This is a genomic window from Gluconobacter sp. P1D12_c (genome assembly GCF_018812105.1).
GTDB classification, from domain to species: Bacteria; Pseudomonadota; Alphaproteobacteria; order Acetobacterales; family Acetobacteraceae; genus Gluconobacter; species Gluconobacter oxydans_A.
Genome location: NZ_JACSIQ010000861.1, coordinates 1 through 360 on the forward strand (window position 1 = coordinate 1; position 360 = coordinate 360).

Annotated in this window: 1 pseudogene; it reads left to right on the forward strand. The window is 59.9% G+C overall.

Features of this window, described 5'->3' with window-relative positions:
* Positions 1-360 (forward strand): annotated as a pseudogene (locus tag KP705_RS19550) (IS5/IS1182 family transposase); the annotation flags it as partial.

Here is a 360-nt window from a genome sequence, read left to right on the forward strand (position 1 = left end):
CGGCACGCCGGCTATCTGCCGATGTCGGGCCAGATCCTGGATGCAACGCTGGTGGCGGCTCCAAAGCAGCGCAACACGAACGCCGAGAAAGCCGATCTCCGGGCAGGCCGTATTCCCGAAGACTGGCAGGACAAGCCGTCAAAGCTGTCGCACAAGGATCGCCATGCGCGCTGGACGCTGAAGTTCACGAAAGCGAAGCGGCAGGACGATGGAACCATGCCGTCGAGTGATCTCGCTATCCCATTCTTTGGCTACAAACCCCACGTCTCCATCGACCGGAAGTATCGGTTCATCCGMAAATGGAAGACGACGGATGCCGCCGCCAGTGATGGTGCGCGATTGAGAGAGGGGCTGTTAGAT